Source organism: Vibrio sp. R12-SG2-ISO1 (assembly GCF_059834045.1).
In genome coordinates this window covers 174,342-195,382 of the sequence record NZ_JCBDGO010000015.1, presented here as the reverse complement: position 1 = coordinate 195,382, position 21,041 = coordinate 174,342, and the positions used below count along the sequence as shown (strand labels likewise).

The following is a 21,041-nucleotide window of genomic DNA, read 5'->3' as shown; positions in this document are numbered from 1 at the left end:
AATAGGACATCGGTAATATGGCATCGAAGCAGCGAGCGGTCTCTCGCTTGATTGCCCAAGCAGGGCAAATGCTCTTGGCCCACGGCGCGGAAAGCACGTTGGTGGGCGATTTGATGCGCCGCTTTGGGCGCGCCTCTGGAATGGATGAGGTGGAAATCTCGCTATCATCAAGTTCACTCGTCGTGACGACCTTATATCAGCAGCACTGCATCACCACCACTCGCAGTTGCCCCGACCGCGGCATTAATATGCGTGCCGTCACTCAAATCCAACGTATCTGCATTATGCTTGAGCGCGGCGTGATTGACTATGAGATGGCGCAGCGCAAGCTCAACGCCATCAGCCCCGAGCGATATAACCGTTGGTTGGTAGTCGGGATGATTGGCTTATCTTGCGCCGCCTTTAGCCGCTTAGCAGGAGGCGACTGGATGGTGTTTATGATGACGTTTCTCGCCTCATCCGGTGGCATGATCGTGCGCCAAGAGATAGGCCATCGTCACTTTAATCCGCTGATGAACTTTGCAGTAACGGCGTTTGTCACCACAGTGATTTCGGCCCAAGCCGTGATTTATGACCTGGGTAATGCGCCATCGATTGTGATGGCGTCTTCTGTACTGATGCTCGTACCGGGCTTTCCGTTGATCAATGCGGTGGCTGATATGCTCAAAGGCTACACCAACATGGGCATCGCTCGATTCGTGATGGCAAGTTTACTGACGTTGGCGACCTGTTTGGGGATTGTCGCTGCGATGAGTGTGGTTGGCGTTCGTGGATGGGTGGTGTGATGATGGATGTCGGAATGGAACTGTTGTTAGGTCTACTCAATGATATGTTGTTCGCCGCCATACCCGCGGTGGGCTTTGCTCTGGTGTTCAATGTACCGCAAAAAGCCCTGCTGTATTGTGCGCTAGGTGGCGCGATTGGTCATGGCTCGCGCTATTTGATGATGAAATTTGGCGTGCCGATTGAGTGGGCGACGTTTTTTGCGGCCATGATCGTTAGCATGGTGGGGATTGTTTGGTCACGCCGATTTTTGGCGCATCCGAAAGTGTTTACTGTCGCGGCGTTGATCCCTATGGTGCCGGGCGTGTTTGCTTTTAAAGCCATGATTGCATTAGTGGAGCTCAACCATGTGGGTTACAGCCCGGAGTTGGTGGCCATGCTGCTCGAGAACTTTCTCAAGGCGATGTTTATTATTGCCGGATTAGCGGTTGGCTTAGCGATGCCTGGGTTGCTATTCTATCGCCGCAAACCCATTGTATAGCGTTGATATTGCGCAGTCTTGATTAGGAGTAGAGTATGATCATCAGTATGATCGCGGCGATGGCCCAGGATCGTGTCATTGGAAAAGATAACCAAATGCCGTGGCATCTGCCCGCCGACTTTGCGTGGTTCAAGCGCTGTACGATGGGCAAGCCTGTGGTGATGGGGCGCAAAACGTATCAGTCGATTGGTCGTCCTTTACCGGGACGAACCAATATTGTCATCAGTCGAGACAGCAGTTTGTCTATTGAAGGAGTGACGGTGGTGGCGTCGATTGAGCAGGCGCTTGCCGCGGCTGGCGACGTCGAGGAAGTGATGATCATCGGTGGCGGCTCCATCTATCAACACTGTCTGGCGCAAGCAGATAAGTTGTACCTGACCTTTATTGATGCCAAGGTAGAGGGCGATACCCAGTTCCCAGACTGGGGCGATGCGTATCAAGAAACCTACCGCGAAGCCTACGCTGCGGATGAGAAAAATCGCTACGATATGCAGTTTGTGGTGTTAGAAAAGTAGGGCAGTACTCTGGCGCGGACCATTCCCGTTCGCGCTCTTTTTACCTAATAGCGTTACCCAATAGCGCTTGCACTCGCCCACCCTGTCCCTAAGCTCCATCACCCATCACCCATCACCCATCACCCCAAACCTCTACTATTTCTTCCCCGCTGCGACACTGTGGTAACGCTGCTTTTCCCAATGGAGTAAGGTCAGTTTTCCGCCCCACACACAGCCAGTGTCTAAGCCAATCACTTCCTTGCTCTGGTAGCCTTCTAAGGCCGCCCAATGACCAAACAGCACGGGCTTTTCCAGTGCGATGCGACTGGGCAGTTTAAACCAAGGCATCAATTCACCATCGCTCACTTGCTTTGGTGGCAGTTTGCAGGCCATGTCTAGCCGCCCATCGGCAAAACAAAATCGCATCCGCGTGAAGGCATTGATGGTGTAGCGATAGCGCTCTAATCCGCTCAGTGCGTTGTGCCATTTGTCTGGTTGGTTGGCATACATGTTTTCAATCAGCCAAGGCCAATCGTCACTTTTTAAAATCGCTTCTACTTCGGCGGCGCACGCTCTGGCCTCTGCGAGATCCCAGTCAGGTGAGATGCCCGCATGGCACATCACGAACTCGTCATGTTCAGCCAATAACGGCTGTTGTCTCAGCCAGTCAAGCAGCGCCTGTTTATCGGGCGCATCAAAAATCGGCGCCGTTTTGTCTTTGTCTTTTTTCTTATGGATACCCAGCGCAACAGCCAGCAGGTGTAAATCGTGGTTACCGAGCACCACTTTGGCGCTCTCGCCGAGGCTTTGGACAAAGCGCAGGGTTTCCAGTGATTTGGGCCCGCGTGCGACCAAATCGCCGGCGAACCAGAGGGTATCTTTTTTGGGTTTGAATTTGATGTTGCTGAGGAGTTGCTGCAATTCGTCAAAGCAGCCTTGAATATCACCGACAATATAGGTAGCCAAACCGTTGTCCTAATTTAGTTAAGAATATTGGGCAGTGCGAGGCGAAAAGGCTCAATCTCGGCATGGAACTCACGACCTTGCTCATCGTGCATTATGTATTGGCCTTGCATAACACCGACTGGTGTTTCGAGTGCGGTACCACTGCTGTACGTGTATTCATCACCGGCAGCGATAAATGGCTGCTGGCCGACGACGCCATCGCCTTCAACCGTCATCTGCTTGCCATTGGCATCGGTAATCAGCCAGCGTCGGCTGATCAATTGCACTGTTTGATTGCTGAGGTTTTTTATGGTGACCATGTAGGCGAAAATATAGCGCTTCGCGTGTGGTTGAGACTGCTCAGGGATATAGCGAGTATTGACCTGAACTTTGATGCAAGGGTCGACATCCATTTCACACCTCCAAAAAAGAAAAAGGGCGACAATGCTTGGCACTGTCCCCCTTATACTAGATGATTTTATTGATGTTTTGCATCCAGCCAGTTGGCGAGGGAGACAAATTGCTGCAAGGTGAGGTTCTCTGGTCGCATGCTTGGGTTAATACCTAGCGCTTCAAGCGATTCTGCATCAATAAGTGACTTGTAGCAGTTGCGCACGGTTTTACGGCGCTGGTTGAAGCCTTCACGGCAAACGCGATCAAGCCAATTCAAGCTGGTGGCTGGGTAAGGCAGCGTCTCGTAAGGCACCAAGCGAACCACGGCTGAGTCCACTTTCGGTGGCGGAACAAACGCAGTCGGCGGCACTTCAAGGACCGGCACCACTTTGCAGTAGTATTGTGCCATCACCGTCAAGCGGCCGTATGCCTTAGTACCAGGGCCAGCAGCGAGGCGGTTCACCACTTCTTTTTGCAACATAAAGTGCATGTCTTGTACGTCTTTATGGTACTCAAAAAGGTGGAACATCAACGGCGTTGAGATGTTGTATGGCAGGTTGCCGAAGATGCGTAGCTTATTGTTCGGCTTAACGAGTTGTGAGAAGTCGAAACGCATCGCATCGCCTTCATGAATGGTCAGCTTATCTGCCAGTTCAGGGTGATTACGTAAGCGCTCTGCCAGATCGCGGTCAAGCTCAATCACGGTGAATTTATCCACTTCACGACCGACTGGCTCAGTGATGGCGCCAAGGCCTGGGCCGATCTCAACCAAATTCTGCCCAGGTAGTGGGTTGATGGCCGAGACGATACCGTCAATGATGTATGGGTCGTTTAAAAAGTTCTGACCAAAGCGTTTACGTGCTTTGTGTCCTAAGTGGACATCGTTTCTCATAATGATCTCAAGTTAACTGGGTTTCTTTTCCACTAGCTCAATCGCATGAGCAAGTGCAGTTCTAAAGCTTCCTGTGTCCGCATCGCCTGTTCCTGCAAGATCTAATGCGGTGCCGTGATCAACGGAGGTCCTAATAAAGGGCAAGCCCAAAGTAATGTTCACTGAGCGCCCAAATCCTTTGTATTTTAGTACAGGAAGTACCTGATCGTGGTACATCCCTAATACGGCGTCCGCCTCTTCAAGGTATTTTTCGTTGAAGATGGTGTCAGCGGGTAACGGCCCGATGAGGTCGATGCCATCACGCTCGCGTAAGCGCTCTAATGTTGGCGTTATCGTCTCTATCTCTTCTCGGCCTAAGCAACCGTCCTCACCTGCGTGCGGGTTTAAGCCACACACGTAAATTTTCGGTGATGGGATCGCAAATTTCTCGACCAAATCTTGGTGAAGAATATGGATGATGGCTTCCAAGCGTTCTTTGGTGACCGCTTTGGACACATACGCTAAAGGAATGTGTGTGGTGACAAGCGCGACGCGCAAGCCTTGTGTCGCCAACATCATGACCACCAGTGGCGTATTCGACTTTTCAGCGAAAAACTCAGTATGGCCACTGAATGCCACACCGGCACGGTTGATGACCCCTTTGTGCACAGGGCCGGTGACAATAGCATCAAATTCACGATTCATACAGCCCAAAGCGGCTCTTTCGAGCGTTTTTAGTACGTAGTGACCGTTCGCTTCATTGAGTTCGCCCGCCATGCAGGGGGCATCCATCGCAATATGATCGACAATCAGCGTGCCTTGACGTTGTGGGCTCGGATCGCTGCCTTGCTCATAATCCAGCAGTTCAACCTCAATACCGAGTTGAGCTGCGCGCTTGGCGAGTAAGGATTTGTCGGCGCACACCACTATCTGATGAGTCCAACTCTCTTTGGAGAGCGCAAGAACTAAGTCTGGGCCAATACCGGCAGGTTCACCGGCGGTGACTACGATACGTCTAATTGTCATCTTGCTCATCCTCAACCATTTCGACAAAGGCGCTGGCGCGGATCTCTTGAATCCATGTGCTGGCTTCTTCATTAAATTTGCGGTTGAACAATATGCGATACGCGCGGTTTTTCAGCGCGGAGTCCGTGCGGTCCACCTCGCGGCGATCGAGGACTTCGACAATGTGCCAACCATGAACGGTTTTAAATGGCGCACTGATCTCTCCAGCCGGTAAGGTGTCCACTTGGTGTTTGAATTCAGGGACGTAAAGATCTGAGGTTTGATAGCCGAGCTCACCGTCACGTGCGGCTGAACCTGGATCTTGGCTGTATTGCTGCGCCATCTCACCAAAGGTCGCCTCGCCATTGTTGATGCGCTCAATGATGTCGTTCAGCTCTTTTTGCACCCCTTCATCACTGAGGATTACCGTCGGCTTAATCAGGATATGACGCGCGTTTACCTCGGTCACCGCCACGGTTTCTAGCCCTTTGACATCGTCGATTTTGAGGATGTGGAAACCGACACCACTGCGAAATGGACCAATGATGGTGCCTTTGTTTTGCAAGCTAATTTGGTCGGCGAAGATAGTTGGCATCTCTTCTTTACGCATCCAGCCCCAATCACCACCTTCAAGGGCTTTCGGGCCTTTTGAATAGGTGTAGGCCATGGTGCTAAAATCTTCACCTTGATTGAGGCGTTCAACGAGCGCCTTGGCCTCTTTTTCTACCGCGGCTTTGTCTTCACCGTCGTCGACACGTAACTGAATATGGCTGATTTTGTACTGCACGGTGGCGTTAGTCTCTTGCGCGAGAATATCCGCTAGGTTATCGACCTCAGCCGGCAGAATGTTGATGCGGCGACGAACCAGTGCATTGCGTGCTTCGCTCGCCGCGATTTCTTTGCGGATTTGTTCACGAAATTCAGGATAACTCAAACCTTCACTGACAATAGCGTTGCTCAGTTCTTCGATGGTCTGGTTGTTGTTTTCGGCAATCTCAGCGATGGCTTGGTTAAGACGGTTGTCATCAATACGCACACCCAATCGTTCGGCTTCTTGCTGTTGAATGGTATCAACGATAAGTTTTTCCGTGACTTGTTCACGCAGCGTCGCTTCATCGGGTAACGCTTGGTTGTTTTTACGCGCGTTGGCTTTCAATGTTTTCAGTGATGCGTTGATGTCACTGTGTAAAATCACCCCATCATTGACGATGACAGAAACGCCATCCAGCTCAACCGGCTGCGCGTGAACGATGGCAATTTGGCTCGCGGCAACGAGCGCGAGTAGGGTGTGTTTCAATGGTTTCATTAACATCCTATCCATTATTAGGCTCCTGCCGCTGCGCAGCAGGAGAGAGATTTAATTGTTTAAGAAGAATGGGCGACCGTAGCCGAGGGAGTTATCAGAACTATCCATATCCGATCCAATTTTCGTCCCGAAGCCAATAATGCCAAAGTTGATACTCAGGTTATTTTCATACTCAGGAGAAGACTGGGGATAGTCAACAAACCCATCGCCACTCCAAGAGCGTAATCTGTTGCTATAAGTCAGACCAAAGTACCAGCAATCAGACGTATATTTTAATCTTGCTAACCATTCCAACGCCTCATTCGTCGTGAGATCGTGGAAGTACTGAGCGCCTGTGCTCCAACGCCTTGAGATCTGGTAGCTCGCGAGGATGCCGGCCTGAGAAATACCATCTTCAGTAATGGTATCTAGGTCATCTTCCAGACTATCACCGAGCGTTTGCTCAATGTAGTTTCGAGTGACATAACGATAGTTAGCCTGAACGTAACCTTGGTTAAATCGATATTCAAGCGTGCTGTTGGCTAACTGGACTTCATTGGAGTCAATATCGTATTGAATGCCGCCGTGGTAAAACAAGTAGTCGTCATAATTAAAATCCATTTCGACGGCCCAAGCAGAGTAGTTAGAGAGCTTTTCCTCATCAACCTCTGAGAGCGTTTGGCCCTTAATATCTTTGTCTAAATAAAAGATTTGCCCGAAGGATATATTCAAACGCTCTTTATAACGATCGTCATAGAATCGAGTTGACGCTCCGTAACTGAACTGGTTGGCGTGAGCAATTTGGTCTACGCCACTAAACTTTCGGCTGCGGAAAAGACCGTAATAATCCGTTTGAAGTAAAGTCGTGTCGTATTTTGCAATATTGCTTTGATCCTCTTTCGGGACGTAGAGATACTGGACTTGAGGCTCAAGAGTTTGCGTGTAGTTGTCAAATACCACGGTATCACGCTCCAAAATCAACCCGGCGTGGGTTCTTAATTCTGGAATAACGCGAGTGACGCTCTCTTCATAGCTCGTTGAGGTGACACCATCGAGATCCTGTTGATAATACGTACCTAACAGTCTCGCCTCTGTTGTCCATGTTCCCCAAGTTGTGCCTAGGGGGATTTTGAGACCGGGTTCCACATGCATACGCGTGGCGCTCGGTTTGCCTTCCGCGTCGGTTTCGAAACGGGAAATATGACTCACGAGGTCAAAATCCAAGTAGCGCATCAGTTCCGGTGCATAGTAGTTGAAGCCTACCTGAGGAACGACACGATAAGGGAGGTTATCGCTGGTCGTTAAAACTTGAAAGTCACGGGTGAGAAGAGACATATCCCATGATTGATTTCGGTACGAGACTTGAGCCTCTTGAGTGAGTTGCCCGTCTTCGCGGCTACCAATACCAGAATCTATATCAGAGAAGTAGTAGATATCACTGACTTTGGAATAGTCGATATCGAACTTCCAGTTATCTTTGTACAGACCAGAGTGCGTCAGCTGCGCTGCCCATCGATCATCATATTCATCATATTTACGGTCATCGGGAAGGTACTCAGATTTGATGGTGCTGAGGCCAAAGTTGGACAAGTAACGGAATTCACTATTGAGTTGCGTTCCACGGTTTTGCATGTACTTTAGCGTGGTTTCGAGGTCGTAGTTGGGGGCCAAGTTCCAGTAAAACGGCACCTCCATTTCAAAACCATCGCTTGACCCATAAGAAACCGTTGGATAGAGAAAGCCAGTTTTCCTTGCGTCGCCCATCGGCAATGTTAAATAGGGCAAATAGAACACAGGGACATTGGCTACTTCAAAACGTGGGTTGTAAAACGTCGCCTCTTCTTCGTCTTGGTCGACCTCTATCGCGGATGCTTTTAGACGCCAAGAGTTGTCTCCCTCGGGACATGAAGTGAGCGTGCCGTCTTCCACTTCATACATCGCCTTACCCGTTTTGGCCACGTAGACCGCTTCACCGCGCCCCGGCTCACACAAGAATTGATACTGGGTGTTCTCCAATGTCATTTCTTCTGTGTTGAGGTTGTTGGTGGCTTTCTCTGATATACTTTTCAGCTCACCGTCGCTGAACATCACGTTCCCTTCCGCAACCACGATGTTTTCTTGCTGGTGGAGGGTGACGTTGTCGGCACGCATCTGCTTCTTGCCTTGAACGACCACAACGTTACCGCTGTAGGTGGCTTTATCGCCGTTGATCGCCTCTAAGCTGTCGGCTTCGACATTGATGGGATCTTGATTCGGGTTATCAGACTCAGGTTCGTTGATTAAGCATTGATCAATAGAGGGCAGTTCCTGCACACTATCGTCTACGATTGCTTCAGATAAGGCCTGAGGGACATAGAGCGCAGCGCCGATCGATGCGGCCAGTAAGGTGCGGGGGAAAAATGACATCGAGTTTTACTATCCTGTTGAACTTGATATATCCGGTGAATAGGTAACCGAATCTAAGATAAAACGGTCTTTATAATAAAGTAAATTGTGGCGTACGGCACTATCAGACCGCGTTGAGAAGAAAAAATTCAGAGGTTGAGAGCATATAATGCACATTTTCGGCAAAATCCTTGGCACTTTTTTTGGTTTTCTGTTTGGAGGACCATTTGGTGCGTTATTCGGTCTTTTTCTAGGCCATCAGTTTGATAAAGCACGCCGTTTAAGGCAGGCGGGTTTCAATAGCGGCTTTGGTGAAGGACCAAGCCAAGCGCAGCGCCAAGAAGAGTTTTTTAAAGCGGCGTTCTCGGTGATGGGGCACGTTGCGAAATCAAAAGGGCAGGTCACTCGGGAGGAGATCCAGCTTGCCTCAACCATGATGGAGCGCATGAACCTGCATGGTGAGCAGAAATTAGCAGCGCAAGAAGCCTTCAGAGAAGGGAAAAGCGCAGATTTCCCATTGGAGAGAGTCTTAGAGCGTGTCAGCATCTCAACCGGAGGCCGTTTTGATTTGCTGCAGTTTTTCCTCGAGTTACAAATCTCTGCAGCGTTTGCGGATGGCGAGATTCACCCGGCAGAGCGCAATGTGCTGCACAAAATTGCACAAGGTTTGGGGTTTTCATCAGAACAGCTTGAGCAACGCCTTCGCATGCAAGAAGCGGCGTTTCGTTTTCAACGCGGAGGTTTTGGTGGCAGCAACGGTGGGCACTCTCATCAATCTGGCGGGCAGTGGCAGCAAGCGAGTACCGCAGATCAACTTAGCGATGCCTACAAATTACTGGGGATTGATAGCAGCGCTGATGCTAAAGCTATCAAGCGCGCCTACCGTAAACTGATGAATGAGCATCATCCAGATAAGTTGATGGCGAAGGGGCTCCCCCCTGAGATGATGAATGTCGCGAAAGAAAAAGCGCAGGAAATTCAAAACGCTTACGACTTGATTAAGAAAAGCAAAGGCTTTTAATGAAATCATGTGCCCGACGCTGGTCGGGCACATACCCTTATCAATCTTTGACCAGTTGCGTCACCGTATCTGCAACGTTTCGCGCCCCTTGTCGAATCTCGTCAATTAGGGCTTGTGTCTCCTGCAACTGCTGGTTGCATTCGACGACTCTCGCTTGAATCTGCGCCATGGTTTCCTCAGATTCTGAAGTCAACTCACTGTTGCGCTTAACAATATTCCCTATCTCATCGGTTGCTTTCGTTGTATTCGCTGCGAGGTTTCGCACCTCGTCAGCAACAACCGCAAATCCGCGGCCAAACTCCCCTGCTCGTGCGGCCTCTATGGCGGCATTCAGTGCGAGTAAGTTGGTTTGATCGGCAATGTTGGAGATGGTGGTGACAATGTGGGTAATTTGTTGCGATTGCTCGGTCAGTTTCCCCATTAGAGTGGAAGCTGTACTGACTGATACGTCAATTTGATTGGCGACATCGGTCGCGGTACCCAGCGTGCGAGCGCCATCATTGGCAATGTCTAAAGTGTGAAGCGAGGTCTGCTGAGCCACTTTAGAGGCATCTCGTATAGCCTGCTGATGAAGAATTCGGTCAGTGATATCACTGGCAAATTTCACCACGCGCACCACCTTGCCATGACGATCAAAAACAGGGTTGTAGGTCGCTTCTAACCACAGTATCTCACCGTGTTTGTTACGTCTTTCAAAGAGGCCGCCTTTGAACTCGCCTTTGGCTAGTGAGGGCCAAAAATTTGGATTGTTGTGGATGAAATCTTCGCTACAAAAAATGTGGTGATGCTGACCTCTAATCTCAGAAAGCTTGTAGCCAACACAGGCGCAGAAGTTATCGTTGGCATTGATGATTTCCCCTTTGGGGGTAAATTCAATATAGGCCATGGATTTTTTAAGCGATTCAAAAATGGCTTCTTGATTGTCTAGGCGGTGCTTTTTCTCAGTGACATCGCTGGCGACTTTGATCACTTTGACTACTTTATTGTTGTCATCTTTCACGGGAACGTAGGTCGCTTCAATCCAAATCTCTTCGCCCCCCTTACGAAGACGCCTGAAGGTGCCTGTCTGAGGCTGTCCATTGGCTAGATCTCGCCAAAATTGTTGATAATCGGAAGAAGAGGTCAGGATCGAATCACAAAAAAGGCGATGATGTTTACCCTGAACGTCACTCAATTGGTAGCCGAGTGCGTCGAGAAATAAGTGATTTGCGGTGATGACATGACCGTCAGGCTGAAACTCAATGTAGGCAACGCTGGATTTGATGGCGCTGAACACTTGCGCAGAGGTACGCATTGCATTGAGTTCAAGATCAGTGTAAGCAGAGTCTTTACGGCTGCGAAAAAATAGCATAAATGGCCTCATTGGCACCAACAGGGTGCGTTAGGTCGATGAAATATAAAAAGGAGTGCTACTTTCTAATGAGTGCTTGTTATCAACCTAGCCGAAAAAGCTGACGCCCACTTATACTAACTTAGTTTATATGTGGCACAGGTTCAAAAAATGTCTCGTTTTTAAGAGTTTGAAAAATTAGTGTTTACTAATGTGTGAATCGAACGATAGGAGTTCATAAAGCTACTTTTTCTGTAGCCCTGTGCTCAGTATAGTATTTTGTGCCTCGAGGTTTACCATTAAAGAAGCTCACTCATTTCTGGCATGCTGTCGGCTTGTTCTAGCAAGTATTCACACTCTGTTTGGATGAGTGACACACATAGCTCTATATGTTCATGCTCTCCATCATCGATTCCTTGTGCGTCGGTAAGGTCAACTGCTTCCTTCAGGGCATTTTTTATAGCACCAACGGTTTCTACCATTATGGAAGCCATTTTGGTGCCTGAATAACCCAGCAGAGCGCCGAATTCAGCTAAATCATAGCTGGTGATAGGGCGTTTGAAGTTACCTTTCGGCGGATTTTGAAAGTCTTCACTTTCCCAATCTCCAATCGACATTGCAAAATATTGAGGGATACTGGCGGCACGCCCCTCATCAGCAGACAACTTACCGCTTCGTGAGTTGAGTTTTGCTCCCTCTTGAGCAATTGCTTCTATGTTTACTAAATCATAAAAAGGAGCCAGTTCCAGGCCTTTAGGGGTGACGAAGAAGCTAATATTTTTACCATGGGCATCGTAGTTTAGCGTTACTAGATTGAAGAGCATCCATTGGGTGAGCTTTAGGTTAGTGATGACCGTGTCTACGGTTTTGACGCTCAGTAGGCGTCGGAAAGAAACACCATCACGCATATATACGCCATCGCCTTCATCCCCATTCTGACGCTCGTATTTGTAACCTGGAGGTAAGTCAGTCGCCTGACAGCCATCAATCACATGTCTTCGTTGAACGACATCACGAGCTTCAATATAGGCACGATCGAACCGCTCTATGATCAGTGTCCTAGTATTCCCAATGCGAGTTAACTCAACATGAGCGACGTCCAAACCTGCTAGCTTGGCTAATGTCATGCAAAAGAACTCATTAACAGCAATACACGGTGCTCTACCGCTTTCAAACTTCAGAATGTAGTTCGAACTTAATTTGCCTTCGCCAAACCCCCACTCATCACCACGCTTAAGTAAGTTTAATTTGTTTTGCACACCTGCAACCGAAAGGCGAACCTTACCGTCCCAATATACTAATGGCGCTAGATTTCGCTCTAGTCGTTCTATTAGTTCATCATCAGGTACAGGTCTAAAACTAGTCTCTTGAGGTTCTGATTCTGGAACTCGAAAAGATAATGCGCCAGATGTTTCCGCACCAAGCTTACGAATCAGCCCGAACGTGTTGCTTTTGGAGATAGTGGTGTTTTGTATCATCTCCTCAAAGGCTTCTCCTTCAGGAAGGAGATTTCTGAGGTAGTTCTCAATACTACGTGGCGAAGCCTGATCATCGAAAGGGATGTGTGGCGAAATTGGGAAACCAGTGTGTTTCCATTCATCTTCATAGATGAATGAAAACGCTGTTTCTGTTCCGACAGGAAGAATCAAACGACCAATTTTGGTATTCGTACCGATAAACACGTCTAACTGTTGTAACTTACTCATACCAACCGTCCTCATTGCTTCTCACGCTGTTTTCAGCTTGGGAGGTTATTTGGCTATGTGGACGAACAAATAGGTTTAAATCGATAAGGCGTAACGATAGCCCTAAGATGTCCATGAGGACGAGTACATTGGCAAAGGTGACACTGGTATCGCCTTTTTCTACTTTCATGACTGTTCTACGAGATAAGTTGGCTTTTGAAGCGAGATCATCAATACGCCAGCCTCTATCTGTGCGCTTTGAGCGAATGGCGCTCCCCAGCGTTTCCATACTGAACTCGGTATTCAAATCAGGCATAGGTTGTGCCTTTACCATCTTACCTTTTTTCATAAGTGCCTTTTAATGTACTTTTGTCACTATTGGGTTCGTCTTAATATATAAGTTCACTATAAATCACTTTTGTAGTGGCTGTATAAGAAATTATCTATAAGTGTAATTTAAGTTACTTATGGTTGGTTTGCGAGTTCAATCCCTCTCTTTGTTCTCTATGAGAGAGTTTTATCAGCCTGAAGGACACATTTGGCAACAGCGTAGTATTCGGATTAGTATTGGAAGGAGACAGAGAAGAGTGCGTGATCGGGGCTTACCTGACCCAAAATCGTCAGGTACAAAAAAAGGTTAGTAAACACTACGCTTACTAACCTTCTAGAATTTGGTGGCCCCTCCCAGACTTGAACTGGGGACCAATCGATTATGAGTCGACTGCTCTAACCACTGAGCTAAGGGGCCGTAGGGCATCGATTATAGGGGAAGCCCCCGAAGCTGTCTAGCCGCAAGCATGGCTAAATGCGCTTAGTTTTTATTCACTTAAGTCTGCTAATAATAAAAAAGGTGAGCGCTTGCTCACCTTTTCATCAATCATGCGTCTTAGCGTGAATTACTCATCCAAGAAGCTGCGCAGAGTTTCTGAGCGGCTAGGGTGGCGCAATTTACGTAGCGCTTTTGCTTCGATCTGGCGAATACGCTCACGCGTTACGTCGAACTGCTTACCGACTTCTTCCAGAGTGTGGTCTGTGTTCATGTCGATACCAAAGCGCATACGCAGTACTTTTGCTTCACGAGGTGTGAGCCCGGCCAGTACGTCTTTGGTGGCCACTTTCAAGCTGGTGGCGGTGGCAGAATCGAGAGGCAACTCAAGCGTGGTGTCCTCGATAAAATCACCTAGATGTGAATCTTCATCATCACCGATCGGTGTTTCCATTGAGATTGGCTCTTTGGCGATCTTCAGCACTTTACGGATCTTATCTTCTGGCATCTGCATGCGCTCAGCCAACTCTTCCGGTAGGGGCTCACGACCCATCTCTTGCAACATTTGACGAGAGATACGGTTGAGTTTGTTGATCGTTTCGATCATGTGTACCGGAATACGGATCGTACGTGCTTGGTCTGCAATCGAGCGAGTGATTGCCTGACGAATCCACCATGTTGCGTAGGTCGAGAATTTGTAACCACGACGGTATTCAAATTTGTCGACCGCTTTCATCAAGCCGATGTTACCTTCTTGGATAAGATCCAAGAACTGTAGACCACGGTTGGTGTATTTCTTCGCAATCGAGATAACCAGACGTAAGTTCGCTTCCACCATCTCTTTCTTCGCACGGCGAGCTTTCGCTTCACCGATCGACATACGGCGGCTGATCTCTTTGATGTTTTGCACCGTCAAAGAGGTCTCTTCTTCGATCGCTTTTAGCTTCATGATCGAGCGGCGGATGTCGTCTTCGCTGCGACGAACTTTCTCTGCATACGGCTTGTCAGAAGCAAGGATCTCATCAAGCCAAGCGTCGCTAGATTCATTGCCGGTAAAGAGCGTAATGAACGATTTCTTCGGCATCTTGCCGTATTCAACGGCCGCTTTCATGATCAGACGCTCTTGAGTACGAACGCGCTCCATCGAGGTGCGAAGTTCATCGACCAAGTAGTCAAACTGCTTCGGCGTCAGACGGAACTCTTTGAATACGTCGAGAACGAGTTCATGAGCGATTTGCGCTTTTGGACTCTCTTTGCCGTACTCGTTACAGGCGAGCTGGAAGTTCTGGAAGGTATTACGTAGCGACGTGAACTTTTCTAGTGCAAGTTCAGGGTCGATGCCGGTATCTTCTTCAGAGTCATCGTCATCTGAATCGTCTTCATCATCATCGACATCTTCTTCGTCTTCATCTTTCAGATCAGACTCTGCGAGTTCAGAACCGATGTGCGTCGCCGTCGGTGCTGTGGTCTCTTCTGCATCTGGATCAACAAAGCCAGTGATGAGATCGGTAAGACGAAGCTCTTCCGCTTGTACTTTGTCGAACTGCTCAAGAATGTATGGGATAGTCCCTGGGTATTCGGCGACAGCGTGTTGAACTTGGTTAATACCGTCTTCAATACGCTTAGCGATGTCGATTTCGCCCTCTCGAGTCAGAAGTTCAACCGTACCCATTTCACGCATGTACATGCGAACTGGGTCAGTTGTGCGGCCAATTTCGTTCTCTACGCTAGAAAGCGCCGCAGCCGCAGCTTCTGCTGCGTCTTCATCGGTAATGGTGTCATCATCGTTCAGTGCAAGATCATCGGCATCAGGCGCTGTTTCGACGACTCGAATGCCCATGTCGTTGATCATCTGAATGATATCTTCAACCTGCTCGGAATCGACGATTTCTGCTGGCAGGTGGTCGTTTACTTCTGCGTAGGTCAGATAGCCTTGTTCCTTGCCTTTAATGACAAGTTGTTTCAGCTGTGACTGCGGATTTTGATCCATAGACGGTATCCAACTTAGTATCTGGTGAAGGAATTAGTATGCGAGTTGCAAACCACACATAATAACAAATTAATTGATTGCTGACTAATTAAACAGGGTTACGCTTTCAAATCTAGCATCAACGCTAGCAGCTCCCTTCTTTCTTCGGCTGATAAACCGACACTTCTTTCTTTGGCCTGCAGGTTTTCAATTTGTTTTTCGACGCACTGGGCCAGTATTCTGTCCAATGAATCTAAAAATATATCTTGCTCGTTATCTTCATCGAGCGGGATTTCCCAGCTCGCTAAACGAGACAGTAGCGCTTCATGGCTCGTATTTCGCCAGGTCTCTAACAACTGGCCTGTGTTGATATTGGGGTGCTGATGACAATATTCAAGCACCTGGGCAAATAAACTTAAACCGGGTACGGGTAACTCTCTAACGCTCGATAAATCCGGTACCATTTGAGCATAGCTCGGATTTTGGATAAGCAAAGCGATCACCTCACGCATGGGGGTGCGTTTGATCTCTTTGTGTGGCTGAGGTCGAGTTTCGCTTTGCTTTTTGCGCGGCTGTCTAAGTTGATTATCAAATCCGGTTCGCTCATCGAGCAATTTTTCTAGCAGTTCTTGAAAATACGGGTCTGGAATCTTATCGATCAGGCTACTGGCGTGCGCGCGCAGTGCCGACTTGCCCTCGTTCGAACCTAAATTGAGGTTGTGAATCTCAATCAGATTATCAAACAAGTAGCTGGAGAGCGGCGTGGCCTGCTCCATTTGTTGCTCAAACGCTTCTTTACCGTATTTACGTACGTAACTGTCTGGATCTTCTCCGTCCGGCAGGAAGAGAAACTTCAGCGTGTTGCCTGTTTTTAGGTACTGAAGGGCATTCTCTAGAGCGCGCCATGCGGCTTCTTTACCTGCTCGGTCACCGTCATAACAACAGACCACCGTATGGGTTTGTCGAAACAAAAGCTGGATATGATCACCAGTCGTTGAGGTGCCAAGTGACGCTACGGAATAATCAATACCATATTGCGCGAGAGCAACCACGTCCATATAGCCTTCAACCACGAGGATTTGCTTGGGCTCTCGATACGCCTGCATGACTTCATACAAGCCATAGAGCTCTTTACCTTTGTGGAAAATCGGCGTCTCTGGCGAGTTGAGGTACTTGGGCGTACCTTCGTCAATAATTCGGCCACCAAAGCCAATCACCCGCCCGCGTCGGTCACGAATCGGGAACATAATACGCCCGCGAAAACGGTCGTAGCGATTGCCTTTGTCGTTCTCAATCAACATGCCGCCACTGACCAGCATGTCTTGGGTCGCTTTATGCTGACCAAAGTTCTTGCGCACTAAATCCCATTCGTCGGCGACATAGCCAATGCCAAATTTCTGCACGATTTCGCCAGAGAGGCCGCGCTGCTTAAGGTATTCAATCGCAGGCTTGCTACTAGAGAGCTTAAGCTGGTCACGATAAAACTGCGCGATGGTGCCCATCAAATCGTAGAGGTTGCGCTTTTGTTCGCTGCTGGCTTGCGGTTGATTGCTTCGGTTGAAACGACCATCTTGGCGCTGCTCTCTAGGGACATCTAAACCTAGGAATGAGGCAAGCTCTTCAATGGCTTCGACAAATTCTAGGCGCTCATACTCCATCATAAAGTCGATGGCGTTGCCATGCACACCACAGCCAAAACAGTGGTAAAACTGCTTCTCTTGCGACACGCTGAATGATGGGGTTTTTTCGTTATGGAAAGGGCAGCACGCGCTGTAGTTTTTGCCTTTTTTCTTAAGTTTTACTCGTGCGTCTATGATGTCGACGATATCCAGTCGAGCAAGCAGATCATCAATAAAACTACGAGGAATGTGTCCTGCCATAAAACCTTAGAAAAATGCACTAACTAAACAATTGGGGGATAGATACAAACAAGCCGCGCATTCCGAAGGATAGCACGGCTTGTTGTAATAGGCTTGGGTGTGTTAAGCCAGTTTAGCGCGAACTAAACCGCTCACTTTACCCATGTCTGCACGCCCTTGAATCTGTGGTTTTAGAACGCCCATTACTTTACCCATGTCTTGCATGCCCCCTGCGCCTGATTCAGTAACTGCATTGTCAATCAATGCGGCAACTTCGTCGTCGGTCAGTGGTTGAGGCATAAAATCCTCAAGTACCGTAATTTCGGCTTTTTCTGCATCCGCAAGGTCTTGGCGACCCGCTGATTCATATTGAGCGACAGAATCGCGACGCTGTTTAACCATTTTCGTCAACACAGCAAGAATGTCGTCGTCGTTAAGAGTGATCTGTTCGTCGACTTCACGTTGCTTAATTGCTGACAAAGCTAAACGGATAGTGCCAAGGCGCAATTTGTCCTTGGCTTTCATCGCTAATTTTTGCTCTTCTTTGAGTTGGTCAATCAGAGCCATAACTAGAATCCTTTAGGACTTAGCTATTAGTACAGGCGAACGCGACGAGCGTTTTCGCGAGCTAGCTTCTTAGCGTGACGCTTTTGAGCTGCTGCTTTAGCGCGTTTGCGAACTGTAGTTGGTTTTTCGTAGTGCTCACGACGACGCACTTCAGAAAGGATACCTGCTTTTTCGCAAGAGCGTTTGAAACGACGTAGTGCAACGTCGAACGGTTCGTTTTCACGTACTTTAACTACTGGCATATGCCTTTCACCTCAGGGGTTAATTCGTTAATGCTGACTTCACAGTACCTGCTCAGTTGCAAGGCCTACAATCAGCTTGATCAAAAATGGTGCGGAATTTTAATCCGATCACATTAGCTTTGTAAAGCCTTTTATTGTTTATACACTGTACAAAATTTGTTTGCAGCGCGAAGGCAAGGTAAGATTGCGCCAATTTTGAAATTGAGACAGAGGCATCCAGGGTAAACCATGCGCATTATTGGTATTGAAACCTCGTGTGATGAGACAGGCATAGCCATTTACGATGATGAGAAAGGGCTGCTTTCCCATCAGCTCTACAGCCAAGTAAAGCTTCATGCTGACTACGGCGGTGTTGTGCCTGAGTTGGCCTCTCGCGATCACGTTAAAAAGACCATTCCGTTAATTAAAGCGGCGATGAAAGAAGCGGGCGTCACGCCAAAAGAGATTGATGGTATTGCTTACACCGCAGGCCCAGGACTTGTGGGTGCGCTGCTGGTAGGGGCGACCATTGGTCGCAGTCTCGCGTACGCTTGGGGTGTGCCGGCCGTGCCAGTGCATCATATGGAAGGGCACTTGCTCGCGCCGATGCTGGAAGAGAACCCGCCGCCATTTCCTTTTGTCGCGGTGTTGGTCTCAGGTGGCCACTCGATGATGGTCGAAGTAAAAGGGATTGGTGAATACAAAATCTTAGGTGAGTCGATTGATGACGCCGCGGGTGAAGCCTTTGATAAAACCGCAAAACTGATGGGGCTCGATTACCCAGGTGGTCCGCTGCTGTCGAAACTGGCCGAGAAAGGCACGCCGGGCCGATTTAAGTTTCCGCGCCCTATGACGGATCGTCCGGGCCTTGATATGAGCTTTTCTGGCTTGAAAACGTTCACAGCCAACACGATTGCCGCCAATGGCGATGATGAACAAACCCGAGCGGATATTGCCCTAGCGTTTGAAGAGGCCGTGTGCGCGACGTTAACCATCAAATGTAAGCGAGCGTTGGAACAAACTGGCTTTAAGCGTATCGTTATTGCCGGTGGCGTGAGTGCTAATAAGCGTTTGCGGGCTGATTTGGCGGCGCTGGCGAAAAAAATTGGTGGGGAAGTCTATTATCCGCGCACGGAATTTTGTACCGATAACGGTGCGATGATCGCATTTGCGGGCATGCAGCGCCTTAAAAATGGCGAAGTAGCGGATTTGGCGGTTCAAGCGACGCCGCGATGGCCCATCGATACTCTGCAACCACTGCGCGGCGCAGAATAATCGCGGCATTCTTGGTTCGGTTCAATGGAATACATCGTGTTTAAAGGCTTCTTGGTTGAAGCCTTTTTTATGCCTGCTTCTTTTCGCCCACTTTGGGCTCGGTGCCAGCAAACAGGCGTTTAATGTTTTGATGATGACGCAAGACAATCAGACAACACAGCATGGCGACTGGCAAGGTGTATTGCGGCTTGACCATCCATGTATAAAACGGGGCTAGCAGTACGGTAACAATCGCCGCTAACGAAGAGTAGCGAAAGATCAGCGCAACGCTGAGCCAAGTGGCGATGATCATGCCTGTTAAATCCAAACCGATAGGGGCTATCGCACCCAATGCGGTGGCCACGCCTTTCCCACCTTTAAAGTGAAAGAAGATAGGGTACATGTGACCCAAGCAGGCAGCAATTGCAACAACACCAAGAATGATTGGATCAATGTGCAAAAAGTACCCACCCCACACTGGAATAGTGCCCTTGAGCATGTCGCACAGTAACACTGCGATAGCGGCTTTTTTGCCCCCAATACGCAACACATTAGTGGCGCCGGGGTTGTGTGAGCCTTGCTTTCTGGGGTCGGGGAGTTTGAGGAGACGACAAATCAGCACCGCACTTGAGATTGAGCCTAATAAATAGGCGCAAATGATCAAGATGAGGGCAAGTGGTGTCATTCGAATTCACTCATAGTCAGCAAGGGTGAGGTAAACCAGTCATTGATATTCTGTTGCGTTTAACTGGTATCATATCGCGGCTTCGCGACTTAAACTACTGACACTGAGCGCCAGAGCAGTAAAATAGTACGACTTTTTATGAGAAATGGGTATCCGACCTCTCCTCGGATCAAACAGGACAGCAGTGACCATGGATAAAGTATTTATTGAGCAGTTAGAAGTCATCACTACCATTGGCGTGTACGACTGGGAACAACAAATCAAACAAAAATTGGTGTTGGACATTGAAATGGCGCACGACAACCGCCCCGCAGGTAAAAGCGATGATGTGGTGGACGCCTTAGATTACGCCAAGGTGAGTGAAGCGGTGTTGAACCACATTGAGCAAGGCCGTTTTTTATTGGTTGAGCGTGTGGCGGAAGAGGTCGCGGAGTTAGTCATGACCACCTTTAATGTACCCTGGATTCGCATTCGGCTAGCCAAACCGGGCGCGGTGGCACAGGCCAAAGCGGTGGGTGTGGTGATTGAGCGAGGTAAGGCATGATCACCGCATACATTGGCGTCGGTTCCAATGTGGAGAGAAAAAAGCACATCAAGGCGGCGATTGATGAGTTGCGCCATTTAGGCCAAGGATTAAGGCTGTCGACCATTTATGAGTGCCCGTCGGTCGGATTTGACGGAGATCGCTTCTATAACCTGGTCGTTGAATTGCAAACGACTGAAAATCTGACAGAATTTTCACGCTATCTGCGAGATATTGAGCTTAAATGGGGCCGCTGTGAACACGCAGAAAAATTTCAGCCTCGCACTATCGATCTGGACATTCTGCTGTTTGGTGATGAAGTTTCTGCGCAATCGCCCCAGATTCCGCGCAAAGACATTTATCACTACGCGTTTGTTCTCAAACCATTGGCGGAGCTTTGCCCCGATAGGGTCATTCCCGGTGATGGCCGACAAGTGCAAGAACTCCAGCAACAACTGAATTTAACCACGCCATTGACCGCCGTTCCGCTGTGGTTCGATGACACCACCCAATGAGATA

The 21,041-nt window shown here is 48.8% G+C and carries 21 protein-coding genes and 1 tRNA gene; 7 read left to right on the top strand and 15 right to left on the bottom strand.

Annotated features, from left to right (window positions below; translation table 11 throughout):
• The first annotated feature begins 17 nt into the window (after positions 1-17).
• Genes AC6R10_RS11355 through folA form a run of 3 tightly spaced genes read left to right on the top strand, consistent with a single transcriptional unit; the run spans position 18 to position 1,779 of the window.
• Entirely contained in the window at positions 18-785 is a 768-nt protein-coding gene (locus AC6R10_RS11355) for a threonine/serine exporter family protein (protein WP_500672284.1), read from the top strand.
• Complete coding sequence (locus AC6R10_RS11350; protein ID WP_500672283.1) at positions 773-1,264, top strand: threonine/serine exporter family protein; 492 nt, start codon at positions 773-775, stop codon at positions 1,262-1,264. The genes AC6R10_RS11355 and AC6R10_RS11350 overlap by 13 nt, the downstream gene beginning before the upstream one ends.
• Before the next feature lie 35 nt (positions 1,265-1,299).
• A complete protein-coding gene (gene folA / locus AC6R10_RS11345; RefSeq protein ID WP_500631455.1) occupies positions 1,300-1,779 on the top strand; it encodes a type 3 dihydrofolate reductase in 480 nt (159 codons plus the stop codon).
• A 135-nt stretch (positions 1,780-1,914) separates the two neighbouring features.
• On the opposite strand, the gene apaH is transcribed toward folA, so the two are convergent.
• The 6 genes from apaH to lptD all read right to left on the bottom strand — a co-directional run bounded on the left by apaH (position 1,915) and on the right by lptD (position 8,663).
• Entirely contained in the window at positions 1,915-2,724 is an 810-nt protein-coding gene (gene apaH, locus AC6R10_RS11340) for a bis(5'-nucleosyl)-tetraphosphatase (symmetrical) ApaH (protein ID WP_500672282.1), read from the bottom strand.
• 14 nt (positions 2,725-2,738) lie between these two features.
• The gene (gene apaG, locus AC6R10_RS11335) at positions 2,739-3,116 is read right to left on the bottom strand and encodes a Co2+/Mg2+ efflux facilitator ApaG/CorD (RefSeq protein WP_334568374.1); all 378 of its coding nucleotides are present in this window, start codon (positions 3,114-3,116) and stop codon (positions 2,739-2,741) included.
• Positions 3,117-3,181: 65 nt separating this feature from the next.
• Positions 3,182-3,988 carry a 16S rRNA (adenine(1518)-N(6)/adenine(1519)-N(6))-dimethyltransferase RsmA gene (gene rsmA, locus AC6R10_RS11330; protein ID WP_500672281.1) on the bottom strand — a complete coding sequence of 269 codons (807 nt, stop codon included), beginning with the start codon at positions 3,986-3,988 and terminating at the stop codon, positions 3,182-3,184.
• A gap of 12 nt (positions 3,989-4,000) precedes the next feature.
• Positions 4,001-5,002 carry a 4-hydroxythreonine-4-phosphate dehydrogenase PdxA gene (gene pdxA / locus AC6R10_RS11325; RefSeq protein ID WP_500672280.1) on the bottom strand — a complete coding sequence of 334 codons (1,002 nt, stop codon included), beginning with the start codon at positions 5,000-5,002 and terminating at the stop codon, positions 4,001-4,003.
• On the bottom strand, positions 4,983-6,278 hold the full coding sequence (gene surA / locus AC6R10_RS11320; protein WP_500672329.1) for a peptidylprolyl isomerase SurA: 1,296 nt from the start codon (positions 6,276-6,278) through the stop codon (positions 4,983-4,985). The genes pdxA and surA overlap by 20 nt, the downstream gene beginning before the upstream one ends.
• A 51-nt stretch (positions 6,279-6,329) precedes the next feature.
• Positions 6,330-8,663: an LPS assembly protein LptD gene (gene lptD / locus AC6R10_RS11315; protein WP_500672279.1), complete on the bottom strand. Its 2,334-nt coding sequence runs from the start codon at positions 8,661-8,663 to the stop codon at positions 6,330-6,332.
• Positions 8,664-8,811: 148 nt separating this feature from the next.
• On the opposite strand from lptD, the gene djlA reads away from it, so the two are divergent.
• A complete protein-coding gene (gene djlA, locus AC6R10_RS11310) occupies positions 8,812-9,663 on the top strand; it encodes a co-chaperone DjlA (protein WP_487902144.1) in 852 nt (283 codons plus the stop codon).
• Positions 9,664-9,703: 40 nt separating this feature from the next.
• On the opposite strand, the gene AC6R10_RS11305 is transcribed toward djlA, so the two are convergent.
• The 8 genes from AC6R10_RS11305 to rpsU form a co-directional block, all read right to left on the bottom strand.
• Positions 9,704-11,014 (bottom strand): methyl-accepting chemotaxis protein, encoded by a 1,311-nt coding sequence (locus AC6R10_RS11305; RefSeq protein WP_500672278.1) that lies wholly within the window; start codon positions 11,012-11,014, stop codon positions 9,704-9,706.
• Between the two features lie 278 nt (positions 11,015-11,292).
• Positions 11,293-12,699 (bottom strand): HipA domain-containing protein, encoded by a 1,407-nt coding sequence (locus tag AC6R10_RS11300; RefSeq protein ID WP_500672277.1) that lies wholly within the window; start codon positions 12,697-12,699, stop codon positions 11,293-11,295.
• Positions 12,692-13,027 carry a helix-turn-helix domain-containing protein gene (locus AC6R10_RS11295; RefSeq protein ID WP_020904247.1) on the bottom strand — a complete coding sequence of 112 codons (336 nt, stop codon included), beginning with the start codon at positions 13,025-13,027 and terminating at the stop codon, positions 12,692-12,694. The genes AC6R10_RS11300 and AC6R10_RS11295 overlap by 8 nt, the downstream gene beginning before the upstream one ends.
• Before the next feature lie 323 nt (positions 13,028-13,350).
• Positions 13,351-13,426: transfer RNA gene (locus AC6R10_RS11290), tRNA-Ile, on the bottom strand.
• Positions 13,427-13,574: 148 nt separating this feature from the next.
• Positions 13,575-15,434 carry an RNA polymerase sigma factor RpoD gene (gene rpoD / locus AC6R10_RS11285; RefSeq protein ID WP_487902143.1) on the bottom strand — a complete coding sequence of 620 codons (1,860 nt, stop codon included), beginning with the start codon at positions 15,432-15,434 and terminating at the stop codon, positions 13,575-13,577.
• A gap of 98 nt (positions 15,435-15,532) precedes the next feature.
• On the bottom strand, positions 15,533-17,293 hold the full coding sequence (gene dnaG / locus AC6R10_RS11280) for a DNA primase (RefSeq protein WP_500672276.1): 1,761 nt from the start codon (positions 17,291-17,293) through the stop codon (positions 15,533-15,535).
• A 102-nt stretch (positions 17,294-17,395) separates the two neighbouring features.
• A complete protein-coding gene (locus AC6R10_RS11275) occupies positions 17,396-17,839 on the bottom strand; it encodes a GatB/YqeY domain-containing protein (RefSeq protein WP_500672275.1) in 444 nt (147 codons plus the stop codon).
• A gap of 26 nt (positions 17,840-17,865) precedes the next feature.
• Entirely contained in the window at positions 17,866-18,081 is a 216-nt protein-coding gene (rpsU, locus tag AC6R10_RS11270) for a 30S ribosomal protein S21 (protein ID WP_001145625.1), read from the bottom strand.
• Between the two features lie 228 nt (positions 18,082-18,309).
• Here rpsU and tsaD point away from each other — a divergent pair, with 228 nt between their 5' ends.
• The gene (gene tsaD, locus AC6R10_RS11265; protein WP_500626383.1) at positions 18,310-19,335 is read left to right on the top strand and encodes a tRNA (adenosine(37)-N6)-threonylcarbamoyltransferase complex transferase subunit TsaD; all 1,026 of its coding nucleotides are present in this window, start codon (positions 18,310-18,312) and stop codon (positions 19,333-19,335) included.
• A gap of 67 nt (positions 19,336-19,402) precedes the next feature.
• On the opposite strand, the gene plsY is transcribed toward tsaD, so the two are convergent.
• The gene (plsY, locus tag AC6R10_RS11260; protein WP_487902140.1) at positions 19,403-19,999 is read right to left on the bottom strand and encodes a glycerol-3-phosphate 1-O-acyltransferase PlsY; all 597 of its coding nucleotides are present in this window, start codon (positions 19,997-19,999) and stop codon (positions 19,403-19,405) included.
• A gap of 184 nt (positions 20,000-20,183) precedes the next feature.
• On the opposite strand from plsY, the gene folB reads away from it, so the two are divergent.
• Positions 20,184-20,543, top strand: a complete 360-nt coding sequence (folB, locus tag AC6R10_RS11255; RefSeq protein ID WP_500626382.1) for a bifunctional dihydroneopterin aldolase/7,8-dihydroneopterin epimerase — start codon at positions 20,184-20,186, stop codon at positions 20,541-20,543.
• Positions 20,540-21,037: a 2-amino-4-hydroxy-6-hydroxymethyldihydropteridine diphosphokinase gene (gene folK / locus AC6R10_RS11250; RefSeq protein WP_500672274.1), complete on the top strand. Its 498-nt coding sequence runs from the start codon at positions 20,540-20,542 to the stop codon at positions 21,035-21,037. The genes folB and folK overlap by 4 nt, the downstream gene beginning before the upstream one ends.
• Positions 21,038-21,041: the final 4 nt, after the last annotated feature.

Coding starts and splice junctions, on each gene's coding strand:
- AC6R10_RS11355 (WP_500672284.1), top strand. CDS start 18: ATGGCATCGAAGCAGCGAGCGGTCTCTCGCTTGATTGCCCAAGCAGGG.
- AC6R10_RS11350 (WP_500672283.1), top strand. CDS start 773: ATGGGTGGTGTGATGATGGATGTCGGAATGGAACTGTTGTTAGGTCTA.
- folA (WP_500631455.1), top strand. CDS start 1,300: ATGATCATCAGTATGATCGCGGCGATGGCCCAGGATCGTGTCATTGGA.
- apaG (WP_334568374.1), bottom strand. CDS start 3,116: ATGGATGTCGACCCTTGCATCAAAGTTCAGGTCAATACTCGCTATATC.
- rsmA (WP_500672281.1), bottom strand. CDS start 3,988: ATGAGAAACGATGTCCACTTAGGACACAAAGCACGTAAACGCTTTGGT.
- pdxA (WP_500672280.1), bottom strand. CDS start 5,002: ATGAGCAAGATGACAATTAGACGTATCGTAGTCACCGCCGGTGAACCT.
- surA (WP_500672329.1), bottom strand. CDS start 6,278: ATGAAACCATTGAAACACACCCTACTCGCGCTCGTTGCCGCGAGCCAA.
- lptD (WP_500672279.1), bottom strand. CDS start 8,663: ATGTCATTTTTCCCCCGCACCTTACTGGCCGCATCGATCGGCGCTGCG.
- djlA (WP_487902144.1), top strand. CDS start 8,812: ATGCACATTTTCGGCAAAATCCTTGGCACTTTTTTTGGTTTTCTGTTT.
- AC6R10_RS11305 (WP_500672278.1), bottom strand. CDS start 11,014: ATGCTATTTTTTCGCAGCCGTAAAGACTCTGCTTACACTGATCTTGAA.
- AC6R10_RS11300 (WP_500672277.1), bottom strand. CDS start 12,699: ATGAGTAAGTTACAACAGTTAGACGTGTTTATCGGTACGAATACCAAA.
- AC6R10_RS11295 (WP_020904247.1), bottom strand. CDS start 13,027: ATGAAAAAAGGTAAGATGGTAAAGGCACAACCTATGCCTGATTTGAAT.
- rpoD (WP_487902143.1), bottom strand. CDS start 15,434: ATGGATCAAAATCCGCAGTCACAGCTGAAACAACTTGTCATTAAAGGC.
- dnaG (WP_500672276.1), bottom strand. CDS start 17,293: ATGGCAGGACACATTCCTCGTAGTTTTATTGATGATCTGCTTGCTCGA.
- AC6R10_RS11275 (WP_500672275.1), bottom strand. CDS start 17,839: ATGGCTCTGATTGACCAACTCAAAGAAGAGCAAAAATTAGCGATGAAA.
- rpsU (WP_001145625.1), bottom strand. CDS start 18,081: ATGCCAGTAGTTAAAGTACGTGAAAACGAACCGTTCGACGTTGCACTA.
- tsaD (WP_500626383.1), top strand. CDS start 18,310: ATGCGCATTATTGGTATTGAAACCTCGTGTGATGAGACAGGCATAGCC.
- plsY (WP_487902140.1), bottom strand. CDS start 19,999: ATGACACCACTTGCCCTCATCTTGATCATTTGCGCCTATTTATTAGGC.
- folK (WP_500672274.1), top strand. CDS start 20,540: ATGATCACCGCATACATTGGCGTCGGTTCCAATGTGGAGAGAAAAAAG.